At 70.9% G+C, this 25,048-nt stretch carries 24 protein-coding genes, 1 tRNA gene and 2 pseudogenes; 14 read left to right on the forward strand and 13 right to left on the reverse strand.

Going from position 1 to position 25,048, the window contains the following annotated elements; all coding sequences use genetic code 11:
• Window positions 1-67 precede the first annotated feature (67 nt).
• The 3 genes from ACIGEZ_RS27055 to ACIGEZ_RS27065 form a co-directional block, all read right to left on the reverse strand.
• Window positions 68-379 (reverse strand): FmdB family zinc ribbon protein, encoded by a 312-nt coding sequence (locus ACIGEZ_RS27055; protein WP_399835660.1) that lies wholly within the window; start codon window positions 377-379, stop codon window positions 68-70.
• Window positions 380-447: 68 nt separating this feature from the next.
• Entirely contained in the window at window positions 448-1,728 is a 1,281-nt protein-coding gene (locus ACIGEZ_RS27060; protein WP_399835662.1) for an MFS transporter, read from the reverse strand.
• Window positions 1,729-2,000: 272 nt separating this feature from the next.
• Window positions 2,001-3,557, reverse strand: coding sequence for a potassium/proton antiporter (locus tag ACIGEZ_RS27065; protein ID WP_399835664.1), 1,557 nt, complete (start codon window positions 3,555-3,557; stop codon window positions 2,001-2,003).
• A gap of 334 nt (window positions 3,558-3,891) precedes the next feature.
• On the opposite strand from ACIGEZ_RS27065, the gene ACIGEZ_RS27070 reads away from it, so the two are divergent.
• Window positions 3,892-6,618, forward strand: coding sequence for a penicillin acylase family protein (locus ACIGEZ_RS27070; RefSeq protein WP_399835667.1), 2,727 nt, complete (start codon window positions 3,892-3,894; stop codon window positions 6,616-6,618).
• Window positions 6,619-6,627: 9 nt separating this feature from the next.
• On the opposite strand, the gene ACIGEZ_RS27075 is transcribed toward ACIGEZ_RS27070, so the two are convergent.
• Entirely contained in the window at window positions 6,628-7,233 is a 606-nt protein-coding gene (locus tag ACIGEZ_RS27075; protein ID WP_399835671.1) for a 5-formyltetrahydrofolate cyclo-ligase, read from the reverse strand.
• A 125-nt stretch (window positions 7,234-7,358) separates the two neighbouring features.
• On the opposite strand from ACIGEZ_RS27075, the gene galU reads away from it, so the two are divergent.
• The 7 genes from galU (at window position 7,359) to ACIGEZ_RS27110 (ending at window position 12,943) form a co-directional block, all read left to right on the forward strand.
• Window positions 7,359-8,258, forward strand: coding sequence for a UTP--glucose-1-phosphate uridylyltransferase GalU (gene galU, locus ACIGEZ_RS27080; protein WP_399835674.1), 900 nt, complete (start codon window positions 7,359-7,361; stop codon window positions 8,256-8,258).
• A 4-nt stretch (window positions 8,259-8,262) separates the two neighbouring features.
• Window positions 8,263-9,672 (forward strand): gephyrin-like molybdotransferase Glp, encoded by a 1,410-nt coding sequence (gene glp, locus ACIGEZ_RS27085; RefSeq protein WP_399835677.1) that lies wholly within the window; start codon window positions 8,263-8,265, stop codon window positions 9,670-9,672.
• Between the two features lie 57 nt (window positions 9,673-9,729).
• A complete protein-coding gene (gene moaC / locus ACIGEZ_RS27090; RefSeq protein WP_399835680.1) occupies window positions 9,730-10,215 on the forward strand; it encodes a cyclic pyranopterin monophosphate synthase MoaC in 486 nt (161 codons plus the stop codon).
• On the forward strand, window positions 10,212-10,859 hold the full coding sequence (locus ACIGEZ_RS27095) for a molybdenum cofactor biosynthesis protein B (protein ID WP_399835681.1): 648 nt from the start codon (window positions 10,212-10,214) through the stop codon (window positions 10,857-10,859). Before moaC ends, ACIGEZ_RS27095 begins: the two co-directional genes overlap by 4 nt.
• Window positions 10,856-11,473, forward strand: coding sequence for a GNAT family N-acetyltransferase (locus ACIGEZ_RS27100; RefSeq protein WP_399835683.1), 618 nt, complete (start codon window positions 10,856-10,858; stop codon window positions 11,471-11,473). Before ACIGEZ_RS27095 ends, ACIGEZ_RS27100 begins: the two co-directional genes overlap by 4 nt.
• 146 nt (window positions 11,474-11,619) lie before the next feature.
• Window positions 11,620-12,774, forward strand: coding sequence for a gephyrin-like molybdotransferase receptor GlpR (gene glpR / locus ACIGEZ_RS27105; RefSeq protein ID WP_399835686.1), 1,155 nt, complete (start codon window positions 11,620-11,622; stop codon window positions 12,772-12,774).
• A 95-nt stretch (window positions 12,775-12,869) separates the two neighbouring features.
• Window positions 12,870-12,943, forward strand: a tRNA-Ala gene (locus tag ACIGEZ_RS27110).
• 235 nt (window positions 12,944-13,178) lie between these two features.
• On the opposite strand, the gene ACIGEZ_RS27115 is transcribed toward ACIGEZ_RS27110, so the two are convergent.
• From ACIGEZ_RS27115 to ACIGEZ_RS27130, 4 genes and pseudogenes are all read right to left on the reverse strand, one after another.
• Window positions 13,179-13,352 carry a hypothetical protein gene (locus ACIGEZ_RS27115; protein ID WP_399835689.1) on the reverse strand — a complete coding sequence of 58 codons (174 nt, stop codon included), beginning with the start codon at window positions 13,350-13,352 and terminating at the stop codon, window positions 13,179-13,181.
• Window positions 13,346-13,912 carry a hypothetical protein gene (locus ACIGEZ_RS27120; protein WP_399835692.1) on the reverse strand — a complete coding sequence of 189 codons (567 nt, stop codon included), beginning with the start codon at window positions 13,910-13,912 and terminating at the stop codon, window positions 13,346-13,348. The genes ACIGEZ_RS27115 and ACIGEZ_RS27120 overlap by 7 nt, the downstream gene beginning before the upstream one ends.
• Window positions 13,913-14,157: 245 nt before the next feature.
• Window positions 14,158-14,253 (reverse strand): annotated as a pseudogene (locus tag ACIGEZ_RS27125) (IS5/IS1182 family transposase); the annotation flags it as partial.
• An 18-nt stretch (window positions 14,254-14,271) separates the two neighbouring features.
• Entirely contained in the window at window positions 14,272-14,901 is a 630-nt protein-coding gene (locus ACIGEZ_RS27130; protein ID WP_399835695.1) for a hypothetical protein, read from the reverse strand.
• A 472-nt stretch (window positions 14,902-15,373) separates the two neighbouring features.
• Between ACIGEZ_RS27130 and ACIGEZ_RS27135 the strand changes: the two are divergent.
• A pseudogene (locus ACIGEZ_RS27135) lies at window positions 15,374-16,149 on the forward strand (IS5 family transposase); the annotation flags it as partial.
• 93 nt (window positions 16,150-16,242) lie between these two features.
• On the opposite strand, the gene ACIGEZ_RS27140 reads toward ACIGEZ_RS27135, so the two are convergent.
• The 4 genes from ACIGEZ_RS27140 to ACIGEZ_RS27155 all read right to left on the reverse strand — a co-directional run bounded on the left by ACIGEZ_RS27140 (window position 16,243) and on the right by ACIGEZ_RS27155 (window position 19,317).
• Window positions 16,243-16,776: a hypothetical protein gene (locus ACIGEZ_RS27140; protein ID WP_399835698.1), complete on the reverse strand. Its 534-nt coding sequence runs from the start codon at window positions 16,774-16,776 to the stop codon at window positions 16,243-16,245.
• Window positions 16,777-16,867: 91 nt separating this feature from the next.
• On the reverse strand, window positions 16,868-17,473 hold the full coding sequence (locus ACIGEZ_RS27145) for a DUF6461 domain-containing protein (RefSeq protein WP_399835701.1): 606 nt from the start codon (window positions 17,471-17,473) through the stop codon (window positions 16,868-16,870).
• Window positions 17,474-17,681: 208 nt separating this feature from the next.
• Window positions 17,682-18,674, reverse strand: a complete 993-nt coding sequence (locus tag ACIGEZ_RS27150) for a trypsin-like serine peptidase (RefSeq protein WP_399835704.1) — start codon at window positions 18,672-18,674, stop codon at window positions 17,682-17,684.
• A gap of 151 nt (window positions 18,675-18,825) precedes the next feature.
• Window positions 18,826-19,317, reverse strand: a complete 492-nt coding sequence (locus tag ACIGEZ_RS27155) for a GNAT family N-acetyltransferase (RefSeq protein ID WP_399835707.1) — start codon at window positions 19,315-19,317, stop codon at window positions 18,826-18,828.
• A 50-nt stretch (window positions 19,318-19,367) separates the two neighbouring features.
• On the opposite strand from ACIGEZ_RS27155, the gene ACIGEZ_RS27160 reads away from it, so the two are divergent.
• Window positions 19,368-20,171: an exodeoxyribonuclease III gene (locus ACIGEZ_RS27160; protein WP_399835710.1), complete on the forward strand. Its 804-nt coding sequence runs from the start codon at window positions 19,368-19,370 to the stop codon at window positions 20,169-20,171.
• Between the two features lie 12 nt (window positions 20,172-20,183).
• On the opposite strand, the gene ACIGEZ_RS27165 is transcribed toward ACIGEZ_RS27160, so the two are convergent.
• Window positions 20,184-20,798, reverse strand: a complete 615-nt coding sequence (locus ACIGEZ_RS27165) for a MerR family transcriptional regulator (RefSeq protein WP_399835869.1) — start codon at window positions 20,796-20,798, stop codon at window positions 20,184-20,186.
• Between the two features lie 220 nt (window positions 20,799-21,018).
• On the opposite strand from ACIGEZ_RS27165, the gene ACIGEZ_RS27170 reads away from it, so the two are divergent.
• From ACIGEZ_RS27170 to ACIGEZ_RS27185, 4 genes are all read left to right on the forward strand, one after another.
• Entirely contained in the window at window positions 21,019-22,542 is a 1,524-nt protein-coding gene (locus ACIGEZ_RS27170) for a flavin-containing monooxygenase (protein ID WP_399835712.1), read from the forward strand.
• Between the two features lie 168 nt (window positions 22,543-22,710).
• Window positions 22,711-23,586: an alpha/beta fold hydrolase gene (locus tag ACIGEZ_RS27175; RefSeq protein WP_399835872.1), complete on the forward strand. Its 876-nt coding sequence runs from the start codon at window positions 22,711-22,713 to the stop codon at window positions 23,584-23,586.
• Window positions 23,583-24,464 (forward strand): SDR family oxidoreductase, encoded by an 882-nt coding sequence (locus ACIGEZ_RS27180; protein WP_399835715.1) that lies wholly within the window; start codon window positions 23,583-23,585, stop codon window positions 24,462-24,464. Before ACIGEZ_RS27175 ends, ACIGEZ_RS27180 begins: the two co-directional genes overlap by 4 nt.
• Before the next feature lie 250 nt (window positions 24,465-24,714).
• Window positions 24,715-24,906 carry a hypothetical protein gene (locus ACIGEZ_RS27185; protein ID WP_399835718.1) on the forward strand — a complete coding sequence of 64 codons (192 nt, stop codon included), beginning with the start codon at window positions 24,715-24,717 and terminating at the stop codon, window positions 24,904-24,906.
• Window positions 24,907-25,048: the final 142 nt, after the last annotated feature.

Genomic DNA, 25,048 nt, shown 5'->3' on the forward strand with positions numbered 1-25,048 from the left:
CCCGGGCGTGAGACGACGAATGCCCCGCCGCGCGGGGCGGCAGGGCATTCGGTCGGAGAAAGGGGGGTCAGGCCGCCGAGGTGGAGTTCGACGAGGCCGCCGGCTTCGAGTCCGAGGAGGACGAAGCCGGGGACGACGAAGAGGAGGACGACGACGAAGACGAAGCGGGCTTCGACGACGCAGGCGAGCTGCTGGACGACGAGCCACGGCTGTCGTTCCGGTAGAAGCCGGAGCCCTTGAAGACGATGCCGACCGCCGAGAACACCTTCTTCAGGCGTCCCTTGCAGTTCGGGCACTCGGTCAGAGCGTCATCCGTGAACTTCTGCACCGCCTCGAGGCCCTCGCCACACTCGGTGCACTGGTACTGGTAGGTCGGCACTTGTCTTCCTCCTGGCACTCACACTCATGGAGTGCTAACGACGATCCATAGTGACGTATTCCGCCGGTTCAGTCCACCGTCACCGGCACTCGGTGACCGATGCCACGTGCCGCGACCCGGCTCGGGATGTGCTGCTGGAGCCGCGAACGCAGGGCGAGCAGGGTGACGAGAGCGAGCAGAGTGCCCGCCATCGGCACCAGGAAGCCCGTGCTCGCGCCGTGGGCGTCGGCCAGTCGGCCGGCGACCGTCACGGCGGCGGCCTGGCCCAGCGCCACGGCGCCGGTCAGCCAGGTGAAGGCCTCGGTGCGGGCGGAGGCCGGGACCAGGGTCTCGACGATCGTGTAGCCGGTGATCAGGGCCGGGGCGATGCACAGACCCACGACCAGACCGAGCGCGCCGAGCAGCAGGACCGAGTGCGCGGACCACAGAAGGGAGGCGGCGACGGTCAGTCCGGCGTAGCCGAGGGTCAGGCGGCGACGCGGGCCGATCTTCCAGGCGACGGCGCCCATGGCGATACCGGCGAGCATGTTGCCGGCCGCGAAGATGCCGTACAGCAGACCGTTGGCGCCGGGGTTGCCGATCTCCTCGCTGAAGGCGGTGAGTGAGACCTGCATGCCGCCGAAGACCGAGCCGATGCCCAGGAAGGCGATGGCGAGGACGCGGACGCCGGGGATGGACAGGGCCGAGCGGTGCGGCTGGGCGCCGGGCTGGCCGGCCGCGGCGGTCAGGCCGAAGGCGGGCTGGGTGCTGCGCTGGGCGGCGAAGAACAGGCCGCCGACCAGGGTCAGCGCGGCCTCGGCGATCAGGCCGGCCGCCGGGTGCACCCCGGTGCACAGGGCGGTGGCGAGGACCGGGCCGACGACGAAGGTGAACTCGTCCGTCACTGACTCGAAGGCCGCGGCGGTCGGCATCAGAGGCGTGCCGTCCAGCTTGGCGGCCCAGCGGGCCCGGACCATGGGCCCGACCTGCGGCACCGAGGCGCCGGCGGGGACGGCCGCGAGGAACAGGGCCCAGATCGGGGCGCCGGCCAGGGCCAAGGCGACGAGGAGGGAGACGGACGCGGTGTGCACGAGCACGCCGGGGATCAGGACGGCCCGCTGGCCGAAGCGGTCGGCGAGCTTGCCGCTCTGCGGGGCGAACAGCGCCATCGAGACGCCGGTGACGGCGGCGACGGCGCCGGCGCTGCCGTAGGAGCCGGTGGTGTGCTGGACGAGCAGGACGATGCCGATGGTCAGCATCGCGAACGGCTGCCTGGCGGCGAAGCCGGGCAGCAGGAAGGAGAGTGCTCCCGGGGTGCGAAGCAGACGGCCGTAGCCGGGCCGCTTCTCAGAGACGACCGTGGACGCCACGGTCCATGCCTTTCTGCCGCCTGGTAGCGGGCCCGTGCACGGTGGTGCGGGTATCGCCGAGAGCTGTCCTCATGCGCGGAACTGCGGTAGATACCGGGCCCCACTGCGAGGACGCCGCGGCCGCCATACGGTCGCGCCAGCTCTGCGTCAGGCAGAGTTGGTTCGATCAAGTGTGCCTTCATGGTACAGGGAAGGGCGTCTTCCCGCCTGGGAAAACGCCCTCGGACCCGAATTAATGCCTCGGATTAACCGGATGTTCGCCTGGAGGGCCCTCAGGGCGAGCCACCGGAACGGCCCTTCGGGGAGCGCTTCCGTGGTTCCTTCGGCGGCCACAGGTGCGGTAGGTGGATGAGGCCGCGGGGGCTCTCGGGCGTTACGGCCGTGGCGCCGCCGGTGCCCAGCCAGCCGGCCAGCTTTCCGCCCTGGCCGACCGCCCGCAGGCGTCGCTCGGTGGCGTCCCGTACCGGGTCGGTGGCGACCACGAGGAGCTCGTCGCCCTGGCGCAGGACGGTGGCGGGGCCGGGGACGAAGCTCTTCTCCTCGCGGACGACCAGGGTGACGGCCGCACCGGCGGGCAGGCGGAGCTCGGCGACCTCGACGCCGTGCATCCGGGAGCCCTTCGGGATGGCGACGGAGAGCAGATGGCCGCGCAGCCGCTCCAGCGGGGCGGACTCGACGCCCAGGTCGGCGGCCTCGGACGGGTCCCCGAGCTCCAGGGCCCTGGCCAGCCAGGGCAGCGTCGGGCCCTGGACCAGGGTGTAGACGACGACGAGGACGAAGACGATGTTGAAGATCCGCTCGCTGCCCTCGATCCCGGAGACCATCGGGATCGTGGCCAGGATGATGGGGACCGCTCCGCGCAGGCCGGCCCAGGACATGAGGGCCTGCTCCTGCCAGGGGATACGGAAGGGAAGGAGGCTGACCAGGACCTCCATGGGCCGCGCGACCATGGTGAGGACGAGGCCGATGACGATGGCCGGCCAGAAGTCGTTGACGAGCTCGTGCGGGGTGACGAGCAGGCCGAGCAGGACGAACATGCCGATCTGGGCGATCCAGCCGAGTCCCTCGGCGAAGCCCCGGTTGGCGGGGGCGTGCGGCAGCTTGGCGTTGCCGAGCACCATCGAGGCCAGGTACACGGCGAGGAAGCCGGAGCCGTGGGCCATGGCGCCCGAGGCGTAGGCGACGACGGCGATGGCCATGACGGCGATCGGGTAGAGGCCGGAGGCGGGCAGGGCGACGTGGCGCAGCCCGTAGGCGCCGAGGAAGCCGACGGCGAGGCCGACCGCGGCGCCGATGGCGAGCTCGAGGGCGATCTCGCCGACGAGGACGTACCAGGCGTCGACGTGGCCGACGGTGGAGAAGGCGACGACGAGGATGACGACGGGGGCGTCGTTGAATCCGGACTCGGCCTCCAGGACGCCGGTGACCCGGGCGGGCAGCGGCACCTTGCGCAGTACGGAGAAGACGGCGGCGGCGTCGGTCGAGGAGACGACGGCGCCGATGATGAGGGCCTGCTGCCACTCCAGACCGACCAGGTAATGCGCCCCCGCGGCCGTGATGCCCACGCTCACCGCGACGCCGACGGTCGAGAGTACGACCGCCGCGGGCAACGCGGGTTTGATCTCCTTCCACTTGGTGCCCAGGCCACCCTCGGCCAGGATCACCACAAGTGCGGCATAGCCGATCACCTGGGTCAGTTCGGCGTTGTCGAAGGCGACGTTGCCGATCCCGTCCTGCCCGATGGCGACCCCGATCCCGAGATAGAGCAGCAGGCTGGGGAGCCCGCTCCGGGAGGAGATCCGCACCGCCGCCACGGCGATGAGCAGCACGAGCGAGCAGATGAGCAGGAGTTCGTTGAGCTGGTGGACAGTCAGTGGCCGTTCCTTCCCTCGCGTGCGGTCGGGGTCGTCCGCCGGATCGTTCCTCCAGCGCTTTCGGCACCCGACACTTCGTTACCTTACCTAATCTTTAACGTTTCCTTGACGTCTCCCTGTCGCCTCCTCGTACACCAGTGCGTATGTGCGCGGTCGTCCTGCGGTGGTCCTGCGGTCGTCTTGCGGTCGTCTTGCGGTGGTCTTCCTGACACCGCGTCCGGGCCCCGAGGACGCTGCGCCTAAGGTTGCTCCCGTACTCCAGGACCACCCTGCCCCTCGAAGGACAGCGATGCCCTCCAACACGACCGCGCCCCCCGCCAAGAAGAAGGGGCGGCGTGCCCGCCTGATCGTCCTCGTCCTGGTTCTCGCTCTGGTCGCGGGCATCGGGTACGGCGGCTACTGGGGCGTCAGCACCGTCCGGAGCTCGTTCCCGCAGACCACGGGCACGATCCGGATCGACAAGCTCTCCAGCCCGGTCGAGGTCAAGCGCGACGCCAACGGCATCCCGCAGATCTACGCCGACAACGAGGCCGACCTCTTCCGCGCCCAGGGCTACGTCCAGGCGCAGGACCGCTTCTACGAGATGGACGTGCGCCGCCACATGACGGCCGGCCGCCTCTCCGAGATGTTCGGCAAGAGCCAGGTCGACACCGACGCCTTCCTGCGCACGCTGGGCTGGCGCCGGGTCGCGCAGCAGGAGTACGACAAGGTCCTGTCGGCGGAGACCAAGAAGAACCTCCAGGCCTACGCCGAGGGCGTCAACGCCTATCTCGAGGACAGGGACCCGGCCGACGTCTCCGTCGAGTACGCGGCCCTGGCCTTCACCAACGACTACGCCATTGAGCCGTGGACCCCGGTCGACTCCGTGGCCTGGCTCAAGGCGATGGCCTGGGACCTGCGCGGCAACATGCAGGACGAGATCGACCGCTCGCTGATGACCAGCCGGCTGACCGCCCAGCAGGTCAAGGACCTCTACCCGGGGTACCCGTACGAGCTCCACCAGCCGATCGTCTCGCAGGGCGCCGTCGACAAGATCACCGGGAAGTTCGACCCCGACGCCAAGGCCGGCGGCTCCGGTGCCCGCACCAACGGTGGCGCCGCCGACGCGCTGACCGGCACCCAGTCCCAGCTCGCCGCGCTCTCCGACGCGCTCGACGGGATCCCGGCCCTGCTCGGCCCCAACGGCAACGGCATCGGCTCGAACTCCTGGGTCGTCGGCGGCGACTACACCACGTCCGGCAAGCCGCTGCTCGCCAACGACCCGCACCTCGCGCCGATGCTGCCGTCCCTCTGGTACCAGATGGGCCTGCACTGCCGCTCGGTCTCGGCCACCTGCCGCTACGACGTCGCCGGCTACACCTTCTCCGGCATGCCCGGCGTGATCATCGGCCACAACGACTCCATCGCCTGGGGCTTCACCAACCTCGGCGCCGACGTCACCGACCTCTATCTGGAGAAGGTCGGCGATGACGGCTACGTCGTCGACGGCAAGGTCAAGCCGTTCACGGTCCGCGACGAGATCATCAAGGTCGCGGGCGGCGGCGACCGCAAGATCACGATCCGCTCGACCGACAACGGCCCGCTGCTCTCCGACCGCTCCTCCGACCTGGAGAAGGTCGGCCAGAAGGCCCCCGTGGGCAACGCCGCCCCCGACCGCGGCACCGGCTACGGCGTCTCGCTGCGCTGGACCGCCCTGCAGCCCGGCAAGTCGATGGACGCCGTCTTCGAGCTCAACCGCGCCAAGGACTTCAAGACCTTCCGTGCCGCCGCCGAGCACTTCGAGGTCCCGTCCCAGAACCTGATCTACGCCGACACCGCCGGCCACATCGGCTACCAGGCACCCGGCCGGATCCCGGTCCGCGCCAAGGGCTACGACGGCACCCTGCCCGCACCCGGCTGGGACTCCTCGTACGACTGGAAGGGCTACATCCCCTTCGACGAGCTGCCCTACGAGTACGACCCGAAGCGCGGCTACATCGTCACCGCCAACCAGTCCGTCATCGACGAGAAGAAGTACCCCTACCTCCTCACCCGGGACTGGGGCTACGGCTCGCGCAGCCAGCGGATCAACGACCTCATCGAGTCGAAGACCAAGGACGGCGGCAAGATCTCGCCGGACGACATGCAGACCATGCAGATGGACAACCGCAGCGAGATCGCGACCCTGCTCAACCCGCTCCTGCTGAAGATCGACATCTCCGATCCGTACGTCCGCGAGGCGCAGAAGCTGCTCGAGGGCTGGGACTACACCCAGGAGCCGGACTCGGCGGCCGCCGCGTACTTCAACGCGGTCTGGCGCAACGTCCTCAAGCTCGGCTTCGGCGACAAGCTGCCCAAGGAGCTGCGCGTCGAGGGCGAGTGCATCAACGTCCGCGCCGCCGACGCCACGGGGCCGGTCGACGAGCAGAACAAGCTGGTGCGCGAGTGCGGTGAGCGCGACCCCGACACCGCGCAGCCGGACGGCGGCGACCGCTGGTACGAGGTGGTCCGCCCGCTCCTCAAGCAGGAGAAGAACGACTGGTGGAAGACCCCGGGCGACCGCCTGAACGCCCCCACCGAGACCCGTGACCAGCTGCTCGCGCAGGCCATGAAGGACGCCCGCTGGGAGCTGACGGCCAAGCTCGGCAAGGACGTCACGACCTGGAGCTGGGGCCGGCTGCACCAGCTGACCCTGAAGAACCAGACCCTCGGCACCGCGGGCCCGGGCGTCGTGCAGTCGCTGCTCAACCGCGGCCCGTGGAACCTGGGCGGCGGCGAGGCCGCGGTCGACGCGACCGGCTGGAACGCGGCCGGCGGCTACGACGTCATCTGGGTGCCGTCGATGCGGATGGTGGTCAACGTAGGCGACTGGGACAGGTCCCGCTGGATAAACCTCACCGGCGCCTCCGGCCACGCCTACAACAGCCACTACACCGACCAGACGGACAAGTGGGCGAAGGGCGAGCTGCTCGACTGGGCCTACGGGAGGGCGGCGGTCGACACCGCCGCCAAGGACACCCTGACCCTCCAGCCGTGAGGCAGTGGATCAGGGCGCGAAGCGCCTGACCCCGTCCGGGGTCACCACCGCGTGTACGGGGTGGTCGTGCGGTTCCTCCGGGACCCGCGCGACCACCTCGTTCGCGTAGAGCAGCACCACGAGCGCCGGATCCGCCTGCGCCCGTACGAGCCGGGCGAGGACCCGGTCGTACGAGCCGCCGCCCCGTCCGAGCCGCATGCCGCGCTCGTCGACCGCGAGCCCCGGCAGGAGCACCGCGTCCGCCTCGCACACCGCCTCGGGCCCGAGCCGTTCGCCGACCGGTTCGAGCAGCCCGCGGCCCGCCTTCGCGAGGCGCTCGGCCCCCTCGTACGGCGCCCAGTCGAGGTCGTTGTCGGGCAGCAGGACCGGCAGCAGGACCCGTACCCCCCGCTCGCGCAGCGTGTCGAGCAGCGCGCGCGTGCCCGGTTCGCGCCACACGGAGACGTACGCGGCGACCGTCTTCGCCTCCGCCAGCTCGGCGAGCTCCAGGGCGGCCCGCGCGAGGAGCCCGGCGGTGCGGGTGGTGTCCTCGGTGGTCAGCTCGGCGCGGGCGGCGAGGAGGGAGCGGCGCAAGACGGCCTTTTCGGACAGTTCCTCACGCGGTTCGGGGGTCAAGGCGGCTCGTAATCCTCTTGTATCGGGCGGTAGCGGTACGAGAGTTGGGATGGGCCGTGGGAGTCATGTCCTTCTCACAGCTTTTTCCCATATTCCTCCCATACCGAACGGCTAGGGTGCTCCGCATGACTCAGACGCCGTCCATCACCAAGGCTGTCATCCCGGCCGCCGGCCTCGGGACCCGGTTCCTTCCCGCCACCAAGGCGACGCCGAAGGAGATGCTGCCGGTCGTCGACAAACCGGCCATCCAGTACGTGGTGGAGGAGGCCGTCGCGGCCGGGCTCTCCGACGTCCTGATGATCACCGGTCGCAACAAGCGTCCTCTGGAGGACCACTTCGACCGGAACTACGAGCTGGAGGAGGCGCTGACCCGCAAGGGCGACGAGGAACGCCTCGCGAAGGTCCAGGAGTCCAGCGACCTGGCGACCATGCACTACGTACGCCAGGGCGACCCGCGCGGCCTCGGTCACGCCGTCCTGTGCGCTGCCCCCCACGTGGGCGACCAGCCGTTCGCGGTGCTGCTCGGCGACGACCTGATCGACCCGCGCGACCCGCTTCTCGCGCGGATGGTCGAGGTGCGCGAGCGGTTCGGCGGCAGCGTGATCGCGCTGATGGAGGTCGAGCCCTCCCAGATCCACCTCTACGGCTGCGCGGCCGTCGGCCCGACCGGCGAGTCGGACGTGGTGAAGGTGACGGGCCTGGTGGAGAAGCCGGAGCCGGCGGAGGCGCCGAGCAACTACGCGATCATCGGCCGCTATGTCCTCGACCCGGCCGTCTTCGCCATACTGCGCGAGACCGCGCCGGGCCGCGGCGGCGAGATCCAGCTGACCGACGCCCTGCAGAAACTCGTCCAGGACGAGCAGGTCGGCGGCCCGGTGCACGGTGTCGTCTTCAAGGGCCGCCGCTATGACACCGGGGACCGCGGGGACTATCTGCGTGCCATTGTCAGACTGGCGTGCGAACGTGAAGACCTGGGACCGGACTTCCGGACCTGGCTCCGCAGTTACGTCAGCGAGGAGATGTAGCACCTTGAGCAGCAGCACGGCACCGTCGCCGGACGGTTCGGCACCGTCGTCGGACAGTGCGGCACAGTCGTCGGGTGGTACGGCCCCGGAGGCCCACGGCCCGTCCGGCGACCCCTGCGCGGGCCCGGACCGCGCCCTGTGGTCCGTCGACGAGCACCTCGACGACATCCTGGCGGCGGTCGCCCCGCTCGAACCCATCGAGCTGCAACTGCCCGACGCCCAGGGCTGCGTCCTCGTCGAGGACGTCACGGTGCCGGTCGCGCTGCCGCCCTTCGACAACAGCTCCATGGACGGGTACGCGGTGCGGGTCGCCGACGTGGCCGGGGCGAGCGAGGAGTTCCCCGCCGTCCTGACCGTGATCGGCGACGTCGCCGCGGGCGCCGGCGGACTGCCCGAGGTCGGCCCCGGCCAGGCCGCCCGGATCATGACCGGCGCCCCGCTGCCGCCCGGCGCCGAGGCCGTCGTCCCGGTCGAGTGGACCGATGGCGGTACGGGCGGGGGAGCGGCCGGCGGGATGCGCCCGGCGAGCGCCGCCCCCGAGGGCGCCGGCGGCGAGGTCCGGGTGCACCGCCCCGCCGATGACCGCGCCCATGTGCGGGCGCGCGGCAGCGACGTGCAGGCCGGGGAGCTGGCCCTCACGGCGGGCACGGTCCTCGGGCCTCCGCAGATCGGCCTGCTCGCGGCGATCGGCCGCGGCACCGTGCGGGTGCGCCCCCGCCCGCGCGTGGTCGTGATCTCCACCGGCAGCGAACTGACCCAGCCCGGCGAGCCCTTGGCCGACGGGCAGATCTACGACTCCAACAGCTTCGCGCTCGCCGCCGCCGCGCGCGACGCCGGAGCCCTCGCCTACCGGGTCCCCGCGGTCGCGGACGACGCCGAGTCACTGCGGGCCGCCATCGAGGACCAGCTGATCCGGGCCGACCTGATCGTCACCACGGGCGGGGTCAGCGTCGGCGCGTACGACGTCGTCAAGGAGGCCCTGACGGCGGACGGAGAGGTCGACTTCCGCAAGCTGGCCATGCAGCCGGGCAAGCCGCAGGGATTCGGCATGATCGGCCCGGAGCACACGCCGTTGCTCGCGCTGCCGGGCAACCCGGTCTCCTCGTACGTCTCCTTCGAGCTGTTCGTGCGGCCCGCGATCCGCGCCCTCATGGGGCTCGCCGACCAGGGCGACCTGCACAGGCCGCGGGTGCGGGCGATCCTGAAGGCGGACCGCGCGCTGACCTCGCCGGCCGGCCGCCGGCAGTTCCTGCGCGGGACGTACGACGCCGAATCGGGCACCGTCACCCCCGTGGGCGGAGCCGGCTCCCATCTGATCGCGGCGCTCGCGCACGCGGACGCGCTGCTCGTCGTACCGGAGGAGGCGACCGGGGTGGAGCCCGGCACCGAGGTGGAAGTGGTCCTCATCGGCTGATGGGGCCCTGGTGGGGGTACCGTGTCGTCCCACACAGCGACCGGGAGTGTCACCGCCATGAGCACGCAGCAAGGACTCACCCACATCGACGAGGCGGGGGCGGCCCGCATGGTCGACGTCTCCGCGAAGGAGGTGACGGCCCGCACCGCCCGCGCCAGCGGCCGCGTCCTCGTCTCGCCGCGCGTGATCGAGCTGCTGCGCGGCGAGGGCGTCCCGAAGGGTGACGCGCTCGCCACCGCCCGCATCGCCGGGATCATGGGCGCGAAGAAGACCCCCGACCTGATCCCGCTCTGCCACCCGCTGGCCGTCTCCGGCGTCACCCTGGATCTGACGGTCGCGGACGACGCGGTCGAGATCCTGGCGACGGTGAAGACCACGGACCGCACGGGCGTGGAGATGGAGGCCCTGACGGCGGTGTCGGTCGCGGCGCTGACCGTCGTCGACATGGTGAAGGCGGTCGACAAGGGCGCGGTCATCTCCGACGTACGGGTGGAGGAGAAGACCGGCGGCAAGTCGGGCCACTGGACGCGGAGCGAGTCGTGACGCGCGCGGGCCGGGTGGGCGGGGCGCACGAGCACGAGCACGGGGCCCCTGCCCACGAGGCACAGGCCCCGGCGCCGCACGCCGGCGATGCACAGGCCCCGGCGCCGCTCGGCGCCGACGTCGGCAGCGCCCTCGTCGCCCCGTACGCCGCCCTCGTCGTCACCGCCTCAAACCGCGCGGCGGCCGGCGTCTACGAGGACAAGGGCGGCCCGCTGATCGCCGAGGCGCTGCGCCGCTCGGGCTTCGCCGTGGACGGCCCGCAGGTCGTCCCGGACGGCGCGCCGGTCGAGGCGGCCCTGCGCGCCGGGGTCGCCGCCGGGTACGACGTGATCGTCACCACCGGCGGTACGGGCATCTCGCCCACCGACGAGACCCCCGAGGTCACCCGCCGCGTCCTCGACCGCGAGATCCCCGGCATCCCGGAGGCGATCCGCGCCTACGGCCGCGAGAAGGTGCCGACCGCGGCGCTCTCGCGCGGCCTGGCGGGCGTCGCGCGGGGCACGCTGATCGTGAACCTGCCCGGTTCGACGGGCGGCGTACGAGACGGGCTCGCCGTCCTGGAGCCGCTGCTGCTGCACGCCGTCGACCAGATCCGTGGCGGTGACCACCCGAGACCCGCGTCGGAAGCGGGCCCGGAGTCATGATCCCGTCCTGGCCCGTGGTCCTGGTGGACGGCGATGTGCTGCTCCGCCCGATAAAGATGCGCGACCAGCGGGCCTGGCGCGAGGTGAACCGGCGCAACCGCGACTGGCTGCGGCCCTGGGAGGCGACCGTTCCGCCGCCCGGCCCCGGCGGCCCGGTCGCTCAGCGCCCCACGTACCGCCAGATGGTGCGCCATCTGCGGGCCGAGGCGAACTCCGGCCGGATGCTGCCGTTCGTGATCGAGTACCAGGGGCGTCTGGTCGGGCAGTTGACGGTCGCGGGGATCACCTGGGGCTCGATGTGCTCGGGCCATGTCGGCTATTGGGTCGACAGCGAGGTGGCCGGGCGGGGCGTCATGCCGACGGCGGTCGCGCTCGCCGTCGACCACTGCTTCCGCAACGTCGGACTGCACCGGATGGAAGTCTGCATTCGCCCGGAGAACGGACCCTCGCGGCGGGTCGTGGAGAAATTGGGATTCCGGGAGGAGGGGCTGCGGCCCCGCTACCTCCACATCGACGGCGCCTGGCGTGACCACCTCGTCTTCGCGCTGACGGCGGAAGAGGTGCCGGAGGGGCTGCTGCGCCGCTGGCACCAGGCACGACGCCAACACCAGTAATTGCGATAAGTGTTCGAATTTAATCACCAGTTGAACGCCAATCGATCTGAACAATCACAAAAAAGTTCAGTGATATCAGCCAGATCGTGCGACACACCGGGCCAATTGGCCGATGCCCTCCCGCGAACCCCTCTACGGTGTGAGACGTGAGCAGCAGCGGCCTCATCTACGCAGTCATCGTCGGGGCCTGGGCCGCCTACTTGGTGCCGATGTGGCTCCGCAGGCAGGACGAGCTGAACGAAGCCCGTCCGACGGAACGCTTCAGCACCGCCATCCGGCTGCTGTCCGGACGGGCGGGAATGGAGCGCCGGTACGCCAAGGAGCTCAAGGGTCGGGACCGCGCGGCGGAGGCAGTGGCGCCCGAGGTGGACCCGGACGCGGCGACGGAGCATCTGAGCTCGGTCGACGTCCGGGACTTCTGTGCGCCCGCGGCCAGGACGGAAGCCCGCCTGGAGATCCCCGAACCGGCATCCCCGGCCCGGGGCCAGGCACCGTCCCCCGCGCCCGCCCAGGCCCCGTCCCCCGCGCCCGCCCAGGCCCCGTCCCCCGCCCAGGCCTCCGGTCCCGCCCCGGCACCGGCGGCCGCGGCCGCCCGGCGCGCCGGGCGCACGCCCAGCGCGGCGGCCGAGCGCGCCCGCAGGGGCAAGGTCCTCGCCAGGCGCCGGCGCACCACCGTGCTCCTCTTCATGGCCTTCACCGCCGGCGCGGTCGTTGCGGCCGTCGGCGGTCTCGCCTTCCTGTGGGCGCCCGCCGCCCCGGCCGTACTCCTGAGCGCGTACATCGTGTACCTGCGCGCGCAGGAGCGGCGGCGCTTCGTCTACGTGATGGACCGGCGCAACGCCGAGGCCGCGGCCGCCCGCCTGCGCGAGAGCCGCCGCCCCGCCCCTGCGGAACCGGAGCCCCGCCCTGAGCGCGCCGAGCGCCCCGAGCCGGAGGCCCAGGCGGTCTCCCCGCAGGAGGCCGGCCGGCGCGCCCTGGTGGAGCAGACGGACCACGCGGAGTGGGTGGACCAGCAGCGCGAACGCGGCCCGGCCCGCGGCGACAGCTGGGACCCGGTCCCGGTGCCCCTCCCGACATACGTCACCGCCCCGGTCGCCCCGCGCGCCACGGGTGGCGTCGACATCACGGACCCGGAGACCTGGAGCTCGGCCCGCTCCTCCACGGCAGCGGACCCGGCCCCGCCCCCCGCCCCGGCCCCGCGCCAGCGCACCACCCCGCCCCGCACCCGCCGCGACCACGGCCGCACCCCGCTCTTCGACCAGTACGCGGACGACGACCGCCCCCGCGCGGCCAACGAGTGACCCACCCCGGGGGCCCGCGACGGCCCCCGGCTGACCTGCGGGGGAGCGGATTTCCAACTACGCCGGTCGGGATGCTAATGTTTCACACGTCGCAAGGGCCTGTGGCGCAGTCTGGTAGCGCACCTCGTTCGCATCGAGGGGGTCTGGGGTTCAAATCCCCACAGGTCCACAGACAATAGTTCTCGAGTAGCTCTCGGGAACGGTGACGAGATCCCGTCCGATCGCAAGATCGGGCGGGATCTTCGTCGTTTCGGGGATCGCTCGATGCCTGTTCGGGGTGGTGGATGGCGGCGTATCGGGTCCGGCAGGTTGCTGGGCAGACGCCTGGCCGTTGCCGAGGCATGCGAACCGGCCCCGGTCGCCCGGGGCTGGTGATGGTGCTGTGCGGCTGTGACGCTGCCCGATCAGAGGTTGGTCGGTGGATGCCGCCCCAGATCGAGTGGTGTGGGCGTGGGAATGTCCGCCCGGTCGCGACCTGGGGCAGCTGGAACAGATTCGAAGTCGGCGTCGGAGAGTCGGTCGCCGGTGCGTTCGTAGAGCCAGGTTTCCAGGATGTCCAGGTTTCCGATGGTCACCATGATCGCGATGAGGATCGTCTGGGCCACCTGGCCGGGTGCCGGCGGTGCATGGGGTTGCCGATGTTCATGTCGGCACCCTTGAGACGACCGTTGAGCCCCTCGTTGTGGGAGCGGATCGGCTTGTAACTCCGCTCCCAGGCGGGGCTGAGGTAGTGGCTGTCCTGTCGGAACTTGGCGATTTTCAGGTCTCCGGCTGCGTCGGCGGGGACGCTGATTGCGGAGGCCCCGCAGACGGCGGGCAGCGCCTCCTTGCCGGGAGGGTCCGTCCACTCTCTGTCAGGGAGCTGGATGGTTGGGCGAGCCGAGGCGTGGCTGGCGCGGGAGCGGCGATCCGCCAGTTTGATCACGGTCTGTGGCGGGCCCGAGGCGGTCGGTCGTGCAGGGCGGAGGCGTTCTCGGCGTGGACAGTTCACCGAAGGGGACGGTCCGGCCGCCGGGCATTGCGGGCGCACGGTTCCACGGGCGTCGGCGTTCTGCTTGAGCTTGAGGAAGTAGGGCAGTCGCTCGGCGACCAGAGGTGTCAGATCGTCGAGCCGTCGGCGGAAGGTCTTGTCGTCCATGCCGTGAGTGGCCTGAGCCAGGGCGTTGGGGATGTGTGGGCAGGCGAGGGAGCCGTCGATCAGTACGGCTCCTTGCCAGCTGCCCTGGATGCCACGGTCGGCCGCCTTGTAGTCCAGGGCGAGGCGGTAGCCGAGTCGGTGTACGGGGATCTGAAAGTTCTCCGGCGAGCAGCCGGTGTAGGCGCGATCTGCAGCACAGGTACCTGTCGGCAGTCGAAGCTCGGCGAGGTGCTTAACTGATCGTTTCAGAATGCGGTTCGGAGGCGGCGGAGGCATATGAGGCTGCAGGCCAGTTCGAGCAGGCCCTGGTGGAGGTCGGCGCGTCGCTCGTAGCGGGTGCGGGCCGTGGCGCACGCCTCCTACGGGCGGGGGAGCGGTGCCAGTTCGGCGTGGGTGACGGTGTAGCCGCCCTTGACGACGGGGGCGTACGGGGCCGGGGCCATACAGGTGCCGACCTCGGCGTCCTCACCGTTCGGCAGCAGGTTCACCCCGTTCCACGAGAAGCCCACCCGATCGGCCTTGCCGCCCTTTCCGCCGTCGTGCACGCTCAGTCCGACGCGTTTGCCGAGCAGGCCGGTCTCCTCGTGGCTGACCTTCGTGATGAGGGCCGTGACCGTCGCCGTGTTCGGGCCGGTGACCAGGCACTCCACTTGGCCGTCGAAGGTATAGGTGACGTTCTGGTCAGCCGAGTGGTGCGAGATGCGTACCGTCCCCCGCGCGTCGACAGGCAGCCCCGTGGGAAGCCCGGGCCGCGGGGTGCTGTACGGGGCGGCCACCGCGTCGAAGCTGAAGGAGCGTACATCGTTGTCGTTCAGGTACGGCAGTACGAAGTCCCCACTGCCGACAATCCGCGCCGCGCCCGGCCGGCGGTGGTCCGTGCGCTGCTCGGCGGACGAGGCGATGGGCGAGGTGTACAGGGTGAGCCCGGCCACCAGGGCCGCGACGGTAGCGGTGGCGGTGCGCCGAGCAGACAGCGACAGCGAAGTCATGACGATCTCCTTTTCCGCGAAGGGGAGTTGACTGGAGGAACGCGACCCATCCTTCGCTTTGACAGCCGGCCCGGTCGTCATCCCAAGGCCGCAAGATCGATGCCGCCTCATCGCCCGCGCGGCTGACCAGACGTCAGCCGAGGGTCGCACAGGGTGGATCACCGCCGGCCGCAGCCGTTCGCGGATCAGTTGTCGCGTTGGCGCCGCCCAGGCCCCCGGCTCAAGTGGGGCACTACGAAGACACCGTCCGTAGGAAGGACGGGATCCTGCTGCACGCCGACCGGACCCTGTCCTTCGCCGGGCGGCTGGTGAGCGGCGGGCCACCGTTGGCCCGGCACCCTCTTCACGGTCTCGCCGCCAGGCAGCTGACGGACACCGGAGTCGTCGGTCCGGCGCGCTCCAACTGATCACTTCAGAATGAGTTGAGTCGCGGGTCTTGTGCGCGACGATCTTGGTCGGCAGGGTGTCCGGGGTGCGTGCTGATCTTGTTCCTGACGACCTGTGGGAGCGGGTGGCCCCGCTGCTGCCGCCTGCTCCCGAACGGCGCCATCGCCACCCCGGGCGGCTGCGCGTTCCCGACCGAGTGGCGCTCGCCGGCGTCATGTACGTGCTGCGGACCGGTGTCGCGTGGCGCGATGTCCCCGCAGAGACCGTGGGCTGCTCCGGCGTGACCGCCTGGCGCCGGCTGCGGGACTGGACCGAGGCAGGCGTCTGGCCACGCCTGCACGCCGCCCTGTTGTCCGAGCTTCGCCGCGCCGGTCTGCTGGATCTGGACGACTGTTCCGTGGACGGGTCGCACGTCCGGGCTCTCAAAGGGGGGATCACGTGGGCCCCTCGCCCGTCGACCGCGCCCGCCCCGGCTCCAAGCACCACCTGATCGTCGACCGGCACGGAACCCCGCTCGCCGTCACGCTCACCGGCGGCAACCGGCACGACGTCACCCAGCTCCTGCCGCTGCTGGACGCCATCCCATCGCTCCGGGGACTGCGGGGACGCCCCCGCCGCAAACCCCGACGACTGTATGCGGACCGGGGATACGACTTCGACAAGTACCGCCGCCTGCTGTGGAAGCGCGGCATCAAACCACTGATCGCACGACGCGGCGTCGCCCACGGCTCCGGACTGGGCAAGGTGCGCTGGGTCGTCGAGCGCGCCTTCGCCTGGCTCCACCAGTTCAAACGGCTCCGCACCCGCTACGAACGACGCGCTGACCTCCGATCCACTTCCGCCCAGGTCAGCGCGTGCGCCCACAGCTCAGTCACGACACCACTCTGCCGTGTGCAGCCGCCACAGCTCCAGCCGATATCGAGCGGACTCCGGCAGGACAGAGAGGGTCCTTGCTCAGCCTTCTGCCTCGGGATCGACTGCCTCGGGGAAGCCCAAGCGATCCAGCAGGTTGGTGAAGACTTCCTCGGCGAACGTCTCGTCGGATCGCAAGATCTCCTCGATCGCGGTTGCTGCCACGCCGTCGCCGACTCCCGCAGAACGAGCCCAATCCAGGGCGCGGCGGGCGTCGTCGGGTACGGCGGCGTCCATCTCAGACAAGGGACGGTCCGACATTTCTGCCGCGATCTTCAGATTCAGCCACGCGTCCCACATGTCGCCCTCAGGTTCCAACCCCCAGACCAATGCGACGTCGCTGTCGTGTACCAACGCCACGCAGGCCGGAGCCCCGGTCCACTCGACCACAGCTCGCAGGACGTCCTCGGGTCTGCCGGGAAAGGTCCCGTGGAACTGCCACGTCTGCCATCCACCGGGCCGTGGCCAGCAAGCGGTTATGCCGCCCTCGTTGTCCTCTTGCGCACCGCCGAAGACCGGGGCCTCAATGAGCGGACGCTCACTGCGACCGAAGACCAACTCACCCGAAAACCCCATCGTCGCTCCTCTCCAGCACCGTTGCCCGCACGATATGGGCGACCTCTGACAATGGAGCCTCGTCGACTCCTGCCGGGCTCAGGGGTAGCGGTCAGCGGATTCGTATGGTGGTGCAGGTGAACGTCGTGTCCTGGAGCAGCGCGGGGGTGATGGCGACGCCGGTCAGGTGCTCAGCCAGAGCGAACGCCGCCGGTGAGGACAGATCCGTCTCCGGGTCGTCATCGTCGAAGTGGAAGTCGATCCGCTGCATGACGTCGAGGAGTTCGTCGGGCGGTGCGCCCCAGCGGTCCTCTGGGAACATGGGGTCGAAGCACAGTCGCAGGACCTGGTCCTCTGCCCAGAGGAACGTGCCGACGCCGTTGATGTTGACGAAGTGCGAGACCCAGCTCGCCCCGGCGGAGGCCGGCAGCGCTCGTTCTTCGGTGACCCCGAAGTAGCCGTTGGGCTCGATCAGCAGTGTCCAGCTACCCACCGTCGTCATGGCGACCAGTTGCCGGTCCCCTTCCTCCAGGTCGTACTGGGCGAAGGTCGCGTCGACGACTGCGGCTATGCCCTGCACGGGTGCCTCCGGCCGTCCTTCGAGCCGGGACATCAGCTCAGCGGGCGACAGCCCCCGCACCAGGGTGAAGCAGTACGCCTCGGCGATGTCTGGAAAGTCGTCCTCGAACCACGCGTAGTCCGCTCCGCTCTTCGTCATGCCGCCCATCCTTGCCCAGCGTCTGACAGCGGACGACGACCGGTCGTCGGCCAGGTGGGGAACGATCTCCATCGGCTTGGGAAGCGATCTTCGTACGCCTCTGGAGTGCCTGGTCAGGCGTACTCGTGAACACCCCACAGACACAGAGGATCCCGTCCGGTCGCAAGATCGGGCGGGATCCTCTGCTTTTGTGTCGTGTGCGGAACGGTCAGGACGTCTGGGCCTTGTTGTAGAGGTTCTGGGCGTCGGCGCCGAAGTACGGGCCGAACATGCGGTTGGGCAGGAACGTGTAGCCGAAGCTGTTCACCGAGGTCTGGAGGCCTGTGCCGGTGGCTTCGTTGAAGGAGGTGAACCAGGGGCCGCCGCTGGAGCCGCCGGTCATGTTGCAGGCGAGGCTGTGGTCCTGGGAGAACAGGAAGTCCTTGGACGTGTTGCCCGCGCAGTAGATCAGCTTCGTGCCGTCGTACGGGGAGGCGGCCGGGAAGCCGAAGGCGTACATCGGCTTGTTGTAGCCGCCGTTGAACTGGATGCCCTGGGCGCCGGTGACCGAGGTGAGGGTCTGGCCGTTCAGGGGGGCGACGACGGCGGCGCCGACGTCGTAGTTGATGTCCTCGCTCGCCTCCCACTGCGGGGTGGTGAGGGTCTTGGTGGCCGTCCACTGGCCGTACGGGGCGTTGCCGTTGTCGTAGGCCGGGACGAAGACCCAGTTGGTGTGCCAGGCGCCCTGGTACTTCACGCAGTGGCCGGCGGTGATGACGGTGCTCGCGTTCTGGCTGGTGACCGCGTTGCCGGAGCAGGAGGCCGTACGGCCCTGGAAGGTGAAGAAGACGCGGCCCGAGGTCTTCACCACCGCGCCGCCGGCCGTCCAGGCTCCGCCCGCCTGCGGGAAGGCGGTGGGGGAGGCGGCGGGAGCGGCGGCGTGGGCGGATGTCGCCGAGGCCTTCGTCGGGGCGATCGTGGTCGGGGTGGCCTTGCGCGGTATCTCGTGCCGGGCGGCGCCCGGCGTGACCCGGAGGTCCAGGGGAGTGGCCGAGCGCATGCGGTCCGGGGTCCAGAAGGCGGTGGCCGCGCGCTGCTCGGTGGCCTTGAACGAGTGGCCGGTGTCACCGGCGGCCTGCGCCGTTCCGGTGGTCGTCAGCGCCCCGGCGAACAGGGCGCCCACGGACAACAGCACGGCTGTGGCTAAGCGATGGCGTCTCACGCATGTCTCCTTCTGCCGGGGCAGGTGGGGGAACGAGAACGGTGCGGATCGGCGTGCGTGAGGCAGCGTGCCAGAAGGAGACGTGATTGTCAGGGGCGCGTCATGGACAAAATCGTGCCCGCCTCGGAGAGGGCCTTGCGGGTGGGCGGACTCAGAGGGGCTTCGCGAAGCAGCGGCTGTTGGGGTACTCGCGGTAGTAGCCGAACTTCGCGCACGGCTCGTAGCCGCTCGACGTGTAGAGCGCGATGGCCTCCGGCTGTGCCGTACCCGTCTCCAGGACCATGCGGGTCCGGCCGGCCGCGCGGGCGTCCGCCTCCAGGATGGCGAGGATGCGGCGGGCCAGGCCGAGGCCGCGGGCCTCGGGGGTCACGTACATGCGCTTCAGCTCGGCGTCGCCGTCGTGGTAGCCCTCGTCGTTCTCGTCCTGGGTGCGCCAGCCGCCGGTGGCGACCGGGCGGTCCTCGGAGTCGTACGCGAGGAGGTAGAGGCCTCGCGGGTGGGCGAACATCGACGCGTCGAGCGGTGTGAGATCGCCCTCACCGTCACCGTCGTCGTCCTTGTAGCGCTCGGCGTACTCCAGCTGGACGGCGTCGTTCAGCTTCACCGCGTCCGGGTGGTCGAAGGGGGTGGGGCGAATATCCATGCGAAGCATCGTACATGTATACGATGTCTGGGTGTCGGTATTCTCCCGGGATGCTCACCGTCACGTCCGTGAATGTCAATGGTCTCCGAGCCGCCGCCAAGAAGGGCTTCGTCGGGTGGCTGGCCGGGACCTCCGCCGATGCGGTCTGCCTCCAGGAGGTGCGCGCCGAGGAGGCGCAGCTGTCCGCCGAGGTCCGCGCCCCCGAGGGCTGGTTCACCGCCCACGCGCCCGCCGCCGCCAAGGGCCGCGCCGGCGTCTCGCTCTACACACGGCGCGAGCCCGACGCCGTACGCGTCGGCTTCGGGTCGGCCGAGTTCGACGGCAGCGGCCGCTACATCGAGGCCGACCTGCCCGGCGTCACCGTCGCCAGCCTCTACCTGCCCTCCGGGGAGGTCGGCACCGAGCGGCAGGACGAGAAGGTCCGGTTCATGGACGCGTTCCTGCCGTACCTGAAGGAGCTCAAGGAGCGCGCCGCCGCCGACGGCCGCGAGGTCGTCGTCTGCGGCGACTGGAACATCGCCCACCGCGAGGCCGATCTCAAGAACTGGAAGGCCAACCAGAAGAACGCCGGCTTCCTGCCCGAGGAGCGGGCCTGGCTGTCCCGGGTCCTCGACGCGGGTGACGGCGGGTACGTGGACGTCGTCCGCGCGCTCCACCCCGAGCAGGACGGGCCCTACTCCTGGTGGTCCTACCGCGGCCGCGCCTTCGACAACGACAGCGGCTGGCGGATCGACTACCAGGTCGCCACGCCCGGACTCGCCGCCAAGGCCGTCAAGGCGTACGTCGAGCGGGCCGCCACCCATGCCGAGCGGTGGAGCGACCACGCGCCCGTCACCGCCGTCTACGAGCTGTGAGCCGGTGACGCGTCAGGAGCGCAGCCGCCGGTCCAGCGCCAGCGACAGCTCCGCCTCCACCACGCTCTTCGCCAGCGGCCGCAGCCGCTGCACGTCCTGCTCGGCCGCGTACTTGCCGAGCAGCTCCGTGAAGAGCTCCGCCAGCGCCTCCGCGTGTTCGCGGACCCGGCCGCCCGCCTCCAGGACGGCGGCCAGCGGGACGCCCTCGCGGACGAGGGCGGCGGAGACGTCGAGGAGGCGGCGGCTGATGTGGACGATGTCCTCGCCGTCGGTGGCGAGGTAGCCGAGGTCGAGCGCGGCGGCCAGGTTCTCCGGGGTGACCTCGCCGGCGAAGTGGTCGGCGAGCTCCTCCGGGGTGAGGCGGACCGGCTCCTCCTCGGTGGGGGGGCCGAGTTCGAGGACCTCGCCGACGTTGCGCCCGGACTCGAAGGCGGCGGTGAGGTCGGCGATGCCGTTGAGGGTGTGCCCGCGCTCCAGGAGCGCGGCGATCGTGCGGAGCCGGGCCAGGTGGTGCTCGTCGTACCAGGCGATACGGCCTTCGCGGCGGGGCGGCGGGATCAGTCCGCGTTCGCGGTAGAAACGCAAGGTGCGCACGGTGATGCCGGCCTCGGCGGCCAGCTCGGCCATGCGGTACTCGCGCGGGGCGCCCTCCTGCCCCGGAGTCGCCGCCTGTTCTCCTGATCGTTCTGCCACGCCCGCCAGCCTATGTCGTACCGCCCGGTGCCTAAGTTGTACCGGCGGTAACTTTCCCCCGCCTTACCCCTACCGCTCGGTATGGCGCTGCTCTACAGTCCCGATTGTGCCAGTGATTGCTGGCGTAATCTTGGCCGGGCGCACGGGAGGCGGCATGGCGAAGCACGAGCACGTACGAGTGGCGGTGATCGGATCGGGGTTCGGTGGACTCGGAGCGGCCGTCCGGTTGCGCCGCGAGGGGATCACCGACTTCGTCGTCCTGGAGCGGGCCGACTCCGTGGGCGGCACTTGGCGCGACAACAGCTACCCCGGCTGCGCCTGTGACGTTCCCTCCCATCTCTACTCCTTCTCCTTCGCACCCAACCCCGACTGGCCCCGCACCTTCTCCGGCCAGCGCCACATCCGCGCGTACCTGGAGCACGTCACCGACACCTTCGGGTTGCGCCCGCATCTGCGGTTCGGCCACGAGGTGACCCGGATGACCTGGGACGGCGACGAGCTTCGCTGGGAGATCGAGACGACCGGCGGCACCTTCTCCGCCGACGTCGTCGTCTCCGCCACCGGACCGCTGTCCGACCCCAAGATCCCCGACATCCCCGGGCTCGCCGACTTCCCCGGCAAGGTCTTCCACTCCGCCCGCTGGGACCACGACCACGACCTCACCGGCCGGCGCGTCGCCATGGTCGGCACCGGCGCCTCCGCCATCCAGATCGTCCCGGCCATCCAGCCGAAGGTCGGCCGGCTCACCCTCTTCCAGCGCACGGCACCGTGGGTCATGCCCCGCGTGGACCGGGCCATCAGCGGCCCCGAGCGCTGGCTGCACCGGACGCTGCCGTTCACGGCGACCGCCCGCCGCGGCCTGCTGTGGGGCATCCGCGAGCTCCAGGTCAGCGCGTTCACCAAGCGGCCCGACGAGCTCGGCCTGGTCGAACGGCTGGCCAAGGCCAACATCGCCCGCTCCATCAAGGACCCGCAGCTACGGGCCAGGCTGACCCCCTCGTACCGCCTCGGCTGCAAGCGCATCCTGCTCTCCAACGCCTACTACCCGGCGCTCGCCCAGCCCAATGTGGACGTCGTCGCCTCCGGCCTGAAGGAGGTCCGTGGCAACATCGTCGTCGCCGCGGACGGGACGGAGACCGAGGTCGATGTGATCGTCTTCGGGACCGGCTTCCACGTCACCGACATGCCGATCGCCGACCGGGTCGTCGGAGCCGAGGGCATCACCCTCGCCGAGTCCTGGAAGACCGGCATGGAGGCGCTGCGCGGCGCGACCGCCGCCGGCTTCCCCAACTGGATGACGATCATCGGGCCCAACACCGGCCTCGGGAACTCCTCCATGATCCTCATGATCGAGTCCCAGCTGAACTACATGGCCGACTACCTGCGCCAGCTCGACGTGCTCGGCGGGCGCGCCGCCCTCGCCGTCCGGCCCTCCGCCGTCGGTGCCTGGAACCGGCGTGTGCAGGCCCGGATGGGGCGGACCGTGTGGAAGTCGGGCGGCTGCGAGAGCTGGTACCTGGACGCCAACGGCCGTAACACCACGCTGTGGCCGGGCACGACGGGCGAGTTCCGGCGCGAGACGCGGAGCGTGGACCTCTCCGAGTACGAGGTGCTGCGCGCCCCCGCGAAGGCGGCGCCGGCCCGCCGTACCTCCCGCAAGAAGGAGGCGGTCAAGTGAGCGCGAGGGAAAGGGGTGGTCAGGTGAGCCCGCGCGACGACCGCGATCAAGAAGGGGGCCGTCCGGTAAGCCCGCGTGAGACGGCCGCGATGAAGAAGGGGGCCGCCCGGTGAGCCCGCGTGAGACGGTCGCGATGAAGAAGGGGGCCGGCCGGTGAGCCCGCGTGAGATGACCGCGACCTCCGCCGACGGTTCGCCGATCCACATCGAGGTGTACGGCTCCGAGGGCGCCCCCGCGGTCGTCCTCGCCCACGGCTGGACCTGCTCGACCCGCTTCTGGGACGCGCAGATACGGGACCTCGCCGCCGACCACCGGGTCATCGCCTACGACCAGCGCGGCCACGGCCGCACCCCGGCCCCCGAGCCGGGCGGGCAGGGCTACTCGACGACGGCGCTCGCCGACGACCTGGAGGCGGTGCTCGCCGCCACCCTCGGCCCCGGCGAGCGGGCCGTCCTGGCCGGCCACTCCATGGGCGGCATGACGATCATGGCCGCGGCCGGGCGCGCCGGCTTCCGGCAGCACGCCGCCGCCGTGCTGCTCTGCTCGACCGGGCCCTCGCGGCTCGCCGCCGAGTCCCTCGTCGTACCGCTGCGGCCGGGCCGGCTGCGGACCCGGCTGACCCGCTCGGTCCTCGGCGCGAAGGCGCCGCTCGGGCCGGTCACGCCCGTGTCGAAGAAGGTCCTCAAGTACGCGACGATGGGCCCGGGCGCGGCGCCCGGACCGGTCGAGGCCTGCGCCCGGATCGTGCACGCCTGCCCGCGTACCGCCCGGGTCGGCTGGTCGCAGGTCCTGGCCGAGCTCGATCTGGAGGCGGGCGTACGGGAGTTGCGGCTGCCCGCGGCCGTGCTCGTCGGCACCGCCGACCGGCTCACCCCGCCCGTCCACTCCCGCGCCATGACGGCCGCCCTGCCGCACTGCACGAGCCTGGTCGAACTGGCGGGGATGGGCCACATGACGCCGGTGGAGGCCCCGGAGGCCGTCACCGCGCAGATCCGCGAACTGACGCTCACGTACCTGGGCGTGAAGGAGGAGGCAGAGGCATGAGCAGGGTGAGCCTGGAAGGACAGGTGGCGGTCGTCACCGGAGGAGCCCGTGGCGTCGGCGAACTCCTCGCCCGCAAGCTCTCCGCGCGCGGGGCGAGGATCGCGCTGGTCGGCCTGGAGCCGGAGCTCCTGAAGGAGGTCGCGGGCCGGCTGCACACCGAGGCCGACTGGTGGCACGCGGACGTCACCGACCACGAGGCGATGGCGAAGGTCGCGGCCGAGGTCAAGGAGCGCTTCGGCAAGGTCGACATCGTGGTCGCCAACGCCGGTGTCGCGGCGGGTGGTCCGTTCGTGGACTCCGACCCGGTCGCCTGGCGGCGGGTCATCGAGGTCAACCTGATCGGCGGCGCGGTGACGGCCCGGGCCTTCCTGCCGGTCCTGATGGAGTCCCGCGGCTACTTCCTGCAGATCGCCTCGCTCGCGGCGATGACACCGGCGCCGATGATGACGGCGTACTGCGCCTCCAAGTCGGGTGTGGAGGCCTTCGCGCACAGCCTGCGCGCGGAGGTCGCGTACAAGGGCGTGAAGGTCGGCGTCGGCTATCTCTCCTGGACCGACACGGACATGGTGCGGGGCGCGGACCAGGACGACGTGATGCGCGAGCTGCGCTCCCGGCTGCCGTGGCCGTCGAACCGCACGTACCCGCTCGGCCCGGCCGTCGACCGGATCGTCGCGGGCGTCGAGCGCCGCTCGGCCCATGTCTACGCCCAGTGGTGGCTGCGCGGGATGCAGTCGACCCGCGGATACCTGCCGGGGATCATCGCCACGGTCGGGCAGCGCGAGATGAAGCGTTTCGCGCCGCGGCTCGGTTCGGTCCCGAAGGGCCTGGTCGGCGCGGGTGGGGCGGCCGACGAGCAGGCGCGTACGGGGCGGGTGTGAGGACAACGGGGACGACGTCCGGCAGGAGCTTCACGGGCTCCGTCACGGGCCCGTCACGACCTTCGTCACGGGCTTCGTCGCGAGCTCCTTCACGGGCTCCTTCGCGGGCCCCGTTTCGAGCTTCGTCACGACCTTCGTGACGGTCCGTATTTGATCGAAATGCGCGCGATGTCCCGCCGTGTCAGTCTGGTCGAGGCCCAAGGGGGCGACACGCCCCGTATCCCTCACACCCTTCTAGGAGTGAACCTTCATGGGCATCAAGGACCAGTTCCAGGACAAGGCGGAGCAGCTCAGGGACAAGGCGCAGGACGCCACGCGCGGTGCCAAGGACGAAGCGTCCCAGCGCGCCTCGCAGGCCAAGGAGCGCGCGCAGAAGCCCTCCGAGCGAGAGCGCCAGGAGTCCCAGCAGCAGCACCAGGACGAGATGGACTTCGACGCCTGACGTCTGCCCTGTGAGGAAGGCGCACCCGGGACGCCGGGTGCGCCTTCGCGCATGTCGGCGCCGGTGCGCGGCCGACCGTCATCGGCCGGCGGTCATCGACCGATCGGTCATCGGCCGGCCGGTCATATGAATGATCGAGCCT

Origin of the sequence: Streptomyces sp. NPDC085481 (assembly GCF_044541845.1) — a bacterium.
In the GTDB taxonomy this organism is placed as follows: domain Bacteria; phylum Actinomycetota; class Actinomycetes; order Streptomycetales; family Streptomycetaceae; genus Streptomyces.